The sequence below is a fragment of the Rhodothermales bacterium genome (assembly GCA_034439735.1).
Lineage (GTDB): Bacteria > Bacteroidota > Rhodothermia > Rhodothermales > JAHQVL01 > JAWKNW01.
Window position 1 is genome coordinate 1 of the sequence record JAWXAX010000196.1, and the last position, 6,853, is coordinate 6,853.

Annotated in this window: 3 protein-coding genes; all 3 read left to right on the forward strand. The window is 63.7% G+C overall.

The window, feature by feature from the left end; all coding sequences use genetic code 11:
• The first annotated feature begins 351 nt into the window (after positions 1-351).
• Positions 352-2,040, forward strand: a complete 1,689-nt coding sequence (locus SH809_14760; protein ID MDZ4700966.1) for a divalent metal cation transporter — start codon at positions 352-354, stop codon at positions 2,038-2,040.
• A gap of 355 nt (positions 2,041-2,395) precedes the next feature.
• Positions 2,396-4,123, forward strand: a complete 1,728-nt coding sequence (locus SH809_14765; protein MDZ4700967.1) for a pectate lyase — start codon at positions 2,396-2,398, stop codon at positions 4,121-4,123.
• 103 nt (positions 4,124-4,226) lie between these two features.
• Positions 4,227-6,853: TonB-dependent receptor plug domain-containing protein (locus SH809_14770; protein ID MDZ4700968.1), on the forward strand; the 2,627-nt coding region annotated here is incomplete at its 3' end.

Sequence of the window (6,853 nt, forward strand, 5' to 3'; positions counted from 1 at the left end):
CCGTTGCAAGTTTCAGCCGAACCCGTTTCGCCTCTCGGCACTAGACCGCCCTGTCATCAGTCATCGAGCTGCTCAAAGCGCATGACGCGCAACTCGCCCTGCGACCCCATCTATATACACGCTGGATGATCGCCCGGCTCAGCGGTTTCACGGAGCGCGAAACACTGCAGACATGGACGGTGCCCCTTGGCGCGATGGAAGTCGTGGGCCTGTTACAGGTCTTGATCGTCGCAACGTTGCTTCCGCTGATGCGATGATGCGCGTTCATCCGGCGAAGTGATTTTTTTCGAGTAGGGGGTATTGCATTACAATCCCTTCCCCCTTCACGCTCACTCATACTCCCTACTACCCGTGACCTCCGACACCATCACCCGCGAAGATCAACTCCTGGAAGAAGCCGCCAGCAAGGGCGTGCTCGGTAAAGCCGCCATTTACACCAAGCTCTCCGGCCCCGGCTGGTTGCAGGGCGCGATCACCCTGGGTGGAGGATCGCTCGTTGGGGCGCTCTACGTCGGCATCATTTCCGGCTACCAGCTCATGTGGCTGCAGCCACTGGCCATGGTGCTTGGCGTGATCATGCTTTCCGCGATCGGGTACGTCACACTGTCCACCGGCCGGCGTCCGTTCGAGTCGATCAACTCCAGTATCTCACCTGTGCTCGGCTGGGCGTGGGTCATTGCCACGGTCATGGCGAATGTCGTCTGGGCCATGCCACAGTTCAGCCTCGGCATCGGCGCCATTCAGCAGAATCTCATCCCCGCGGTCGGTACCTCGCTCGCCTCGACCATCGCCATCGGCCTCGTCTTTTTCATCGGCGGCATGTTCATCAATGCCTCCTACGAAGCCGGCAACAAGGGCGTCAAAATCTTCGAGAACATCCTCAAGATCATGGTCGGGCTGATCGTCATCGCCTTCTTCCTCGTCGTTGGCGTGCTCACCTTTTCCGGCTCGCTGAGCTGGGGCGAAGTCGTCCAAGGCACGTTTCCGCGCATCGGTGACCTTTACCGACCGGCGCTTGATTACGCCGGGCCGATTGCGGCCACCGGCGCGCACGCCGAGGCTTGGGCCAAGATCATCGTCGATAGCCAGCGCGACATCATCGTCACCGCCTTCGGCACTGCCGTCGGCATCAACATGACGTTCCTGCTCCCGTATTCCATGCTCCGGCGGAAATGGGGCAAGAAGCACCGCGGGCTCGCCATCTTCGACCTCTCCATCGGCCTCATCGTGCCGTTCGTCCTCGCCACCTCGTGCATCGTCATCGCCGCCGCCGCCGCCTTCCATGCCAAGACCGGCGACGTCCTTCAGCCGGATGGCACGCCCGTTCGGAGCTCTGCGAACAGCTACTACGCCGCGCTTGCCAAACACCCGCTCGTGCCGCGTCTCGCCGCGACTTATCCGAGCGACGGTGCGAAGGCCGCAGCCGTCACCGAACAGCGCGCCGCGATCGACGCCCTTCCCATCGCCGATCGCCAGCTCGGCGCGATGCTGGCCCAGCGCAACAACATCCAGCTCGCGTCCACGCTCAGCCCGCTGACCGGCCCGACCATCGCGCAGCAGGTCTTCGGCTTCGGCGTCCTTGGCATGGCCGTCTCCACGATCATCGTCCTCATGCTCATGAACGGCTTTGCCTTCTGCGAGATCTTCGGGCGTCCCGGCGACCGCACGGTCCACATGATCGGCTGTGCCGTCTCCGGTCTCGGCGGCTTCGCCGGCGCATTTCTGTGGGGCAATCCCGATGCCCGCGCCGCGCTGGCCGTCCCCACTTCGGTGCTCGGCGGCTCGATGATCCCGATCGCCTACTTCACCTTTCTGCTGATGATGAACTCCCGCACCCTGCTCGGTCCCAACTTCCCCACTGGCGGACGACGCTTCCTGTGGAATTCCCTCATGATCGCCGCGACCGGCATCGCCACTTACGGCTCGGTGTGGGTGCTGGCCAGCAAAGGCACGCCAGGCATGTTTGGCATCGCGATTCTCGCCACGCTCTTCCTCGTCGGCACAGTCGGCTTCTTCCGGAAGAACTCGCTCAGGGCCTGAGCCGCACCGCCATCGGCGAAGGGCGAATATTTCATGAATGCGCGGGGCCGATCTTGCTCGAGCGCTCGATGTTGGTGTTCGCGCGCAATTGCATCACGACCGAGGGTTCACCTCCGGAACAACGAGACAATCGTAACATGTAACAGGCAGTCCCCGTCTAAATATCCCCATCTAAATATCCGAGGCCTACACCCTATTTTCACGCCATCAAATCTCAGTTGACTCCCCCTGCCGGCGTCAGCACCGTCCGCCCGCTGCGGATCCACCCTATCCGATCCGGGATCGCGGATTCGCCCACTTGCCCCCCACCAGAGCTACGCTGCCCCGGGCCGGAAGAAATCAATCCAGGTCGACCATGACACGGTTATTGACGGCGAAACCGCCCGTTCCCGCCCGCTCGACGGGCCCCCGATGCCGGGGCGTGCTGCTCCCGCTGCTAGCCCTCTGCACGCTCGCGTCAGCGCAGGAAAGTCCGCAGCGCGAAGACGTGCTCCAGGCCTTGCGCAAGGCGGCCGGTTTCTACCGCGACCAGGTGGCGACGCACGGAGCGTATCACTTCGCGTACGCGGAGGATCTGAGTTACGGTCGCTCCGAGGGCAAGGAGGGGCCGCATACCGTCGAGGTGCAGCGCGAAGGCACGCCGCTGGTGGGCATGGCATACCTGGAAGCGTATGCCGCCACGGGCGATCGTTACTACCTCGATGCCGCGCGGGCCACTGCGCTGGCCATCGTCTCGGGCCAACACTGCTCCGGCGGCTGGGACTATTTCATCGAGTTCGACCCCACCGAGCGAAAGAAATTTCCGTATCGGGCCGACGGACCCTGCCGTGACATCACGACGTATCCGGGTAATCCGGTGACGAGCCTGGACGACAACGAAACCCAGGCCGTGATGCGATTCCTGGCCCGGGTCGACAAGGCGCTCGGTTTCAAGGATCCAACGATTCACGAGGCGACCCGCTACGCCTTCGACAGCCTGATCAAGGCACAATACCCGAACGGCGCCTGGCCGCAGCGTTTCAATCGTCCCCCGGACCCGGCGAAGCACCCCGTGAAGCAGGCCTCGTTTCCACCGTCCTGGAGCTGGAAATGGCCCGGCAGCAACTACCAGTCGCACTATACGTTCAACGACAACTCGATCTCGGACATGATCGATGCGTTTCTCGAGGGCGCCAGAATCTATAACGAGCCACGCTACCTGGCGGCGGCGGAAAAAGGCGGCGCGTTCATGCTCCTGGCCCAGATGCCGGAGCCGCAGCCGGCCTGGGCGCAACAGTACGATGCCAACATGTTTCCCGCGTGGGCGCGGAATTTCGAACCGCCTTCGGTGAGCGGCGGGGAGTCGCAGGGTGTGATGCGAACCCTGATGGTACTCTACCGGGAGACGGGAAATCGAAAGTATCTGGAACCGCTGCCGCGCGCGATCGCCTACCTCAAGCGCTCGGCCCTGCCGCCAGTCGAGAAACCGTCCGAGATCCGCCGGCGGGCGCTGGCCGGGCGGCCTGACCGGATGGTCCTCGCTCGTTTCTATGAGCTGCAGACGAACCGGCCACTCTATGTCACGAAGGGAACCCGGGTCAGCGTGAAGAGCGGGTCGTCGTCATTGCTTGATGGATACCAACTCTCGTATGACGACAACTCGGTCATCACGCATTATGGCGTGCTGGTGAACGGCGACGAACTGCCGGCCATCGAGGCCGAGTACGAGCGGCTGGCCAAGGCCGACCCGGCGTCCGTGCGGCGGCCGGACAACCTGGGCGGGCTCTCGCCGTGGAGCGAGCGTCCGCGCGCAAAGCCGTCGGCGAAAGCTCTGGCGGCGCAGGTGGCGCAACTGATCGGGTCGATGGACCCCCGCGGCGCCTGGACGGAGACCGGAAGCATCGGCAAGAGCGACAGGATCGTGCAGGTCTTCGCCGCCCGCGAGATGGTGTTGAAGGTCGGAAGCCAGGTGATTCCGGTGAAGGAGAACGACATGATCGAGTTGTTCCAGGGCAAGGAGCCGCCCCGCGAACGCGTGATCCGATCGCAGACGTTCGCCCGGAATGTGGATCTGCTGTGCGATTATCTGCGGGCTTTGCCGTGAGGTCGCAACGGGCCCGCTCCGGGCCATAACCCACCTGCCCCCAACGAAACCCCGCCGAATCAAGCACGGGTTACTCTACCTGTCCATCGAACGCGTTTATCCCATGACTTCGCCCCACCGTATTGGGCTGCTCCGACGTGCCTCCGCGCCCGTTTGTTTCCTGCTGCTCGCCACCCTTGCCACGGCGCAGACGCCGGCCACCGATGCGGTGACCCGCGCCAAGTACGACACAAACAAGAATGGGCGGCTGGATCCCACCGAGCTGGCCGCGATGGAGGCCGCCCGGCCCGCGCCGCCGCGCGTCGAGGCGGCGACCGGCGACGACAACCTCGTCAAGCTTTCACCCTTCGAGGTGCGCTCCGAGGATCGCGGATACTACGCGTCGAACACGACGTCCGGGACCCGGCTCAATTCCAAGGTCGAGGACCTCGCGTCCGCGATCACCGTCGTCACGAAGGAGCAGATGACGGACTTTGCGATGCTGGATATCAACGATATCTTCCTCTACGAGGCCGGCACGGAGGGTACGGGTACGTACACGGATTTCTCGGTGGATCGCAACGCCAGCCCGGTGGACAACACGCAGATGAATCCGAACGGCGCGAATCGCGTCCGCGGCGTCGGTCCCGCCAATCTTTCGTTCGGCAACTTCGAGACCAGTGGCCGCGTGCCGCTCGATCCGCTCAACATCGACGCGGTCGAGATCAGCCGCGGACCCAATTCCACCGTGTTCGGCATCGGCAGCGCCGCGGGCACGGTGAACATGCAGCCGTCCTCCGCCAACCTGAGCCGCAACCGGTCGCAAGTCACCCTTCGCGCCGACAGCATGGACGGCTACCGCACGAGCCTGGACCTGAACCGGGTGCTCAAGAAGGGGCGCCTCGCGATCCGCGGCAGCGGCGCCTTCCAGCATGACGGCTTCAACCTCAAGCCCTCCGGCCTCGATACCACCCGGCTCAACGGCATGGTTAAGTTCCAGCCCTTCAAGTTCACGAGCCTCAGCGCGTCGTTCTCCTACTACGACATCGAGGGCAATCGCCCCAACACCACGATGCCGCGCGATGCCGTCACGGGCTGGAGAAAGGCCGGTTCACCGACCTGGGATCCGGTGACCGCAATGGTCACGCTGAACGGTGCCAAGCTGGGGCCTTACGCCAACAACGCAGTCCCGTCCTACTTCTCGAACTCCAACTTTGCCACGCTCTCGACGCTTTTCATCGATCAAAACGGGCTGGGCTTCTGGTCCCCCAGCCGTACCACCAGCACGAACACCCCGGGCACGCCCAATCAGAATGTGTTCCTCGTAAATACCACGCCCGAGGCTATCCGCGCGACGCAGCCGCTGTTCTCGAGTGATCCCACGGTGAGCAGTCGCGAGCTGTACGATTGGACGTCCGTGAATCTCGCGGCCGTCAATCGCATCAAGGAGACGACGCGGACGGCCCACCTCCAGCTGGAGCAGATTTTCTTCGACACCCCGCGGCAGATGCTCGCGCTGCAGGCCGGCTACTTCCGCGAGGATTCCCGGCGCTTCACGCGCAACATCATGGGTGTGGCCGGCAGCAGCGGCGTGACCGGCCTGCTCCATGTCGATGTGAACGAGCGGATGATCGACGGCAGCCGCAACCCATATTTCCTGCGTCCGTTCATCGGTATCTTCGGCGTGAAGGGCTTTGTCGACAACCCACTGCTGCGGGAGACGTCCCGGTTGCAGTTCGCGTACAAGCTCGATCTGCGCCAGGAGAAGAACGTGCTGCGCTGGCTCGGCCTGCATCAGTTCTCCGGATACGGCGAGTACAAGGACTTCGTGTCGAGCCGCATCGCCTACCGCGACGTGCTGCAGTCCGTCCATTCGTGGCTGCCGAACACGGGGGTGGTCGACGCCCCGGGCTTTCCCATCACGCCCGCCATCACGCGCGGCTACTTCCGCTACTATGTCGGCGACAATGTTGGCCAGAACGCCGACATGGCGCCCTCCAATTTCGTTTCGAACCAGATGTATGACTACCGCTGGGGCAACGGTGTCACCGGCAGTTTCGTGACGGAGCGGGCGAAGCTGGGAACGTCGATCGTCGGCAACGACTTTGCGCTTTCCCGAACCGTGCTAAAAACGCAGGGTGTGGTCCTGCAGAGTCACCTGCTCCGGGGCCGCGTCATTACCACCTTCGGGCTGCGCGAAGATCGCAGTTTCAACCTCACCGGCACCTCGCCGAGATTCACTTACACGCCCCCGGTGATCGACGTGGACCGCGCGTCACTCGAGGAGTGGTCCGCCGCCGGCTGGCGGAGTCGCGAAGGGAAAACGAAGACGGCCGGCGTCGTGCTGCGGCCCTGGCCTTGGCTGAGCCTGTTTGGCAATGTCTCCGACAGCTTCCAGCCGGCCGGGCCGGCGATGGATCTGTTCCGGCGCCCGCTGCCGGACCCGACGGGCGAGGGGGAGGATTACGGCTTTGCTCTGAATCTCCTCGGGGGCCGCCTCATTGCCCGCGTCAACCGGTACGAAACGAGGCAGATCAACTCGCGCAACGGGAGCAGCACCATCATCGCGCAGCGCCTGCGGGCGATCGATTTTCTGACTCAGGGCTCGGGCTCGGGGAATGTTCTGCTCTATGACCGCGCAACCGGCTGGGTGGTCAATGCCGCCGCCGCCCGCGGCACCTCGCTGACCCAGGACGAGATTGACACCGAGGTCGCGAAGATCATGGGCCTCGATAAGGCGTATACGATTCC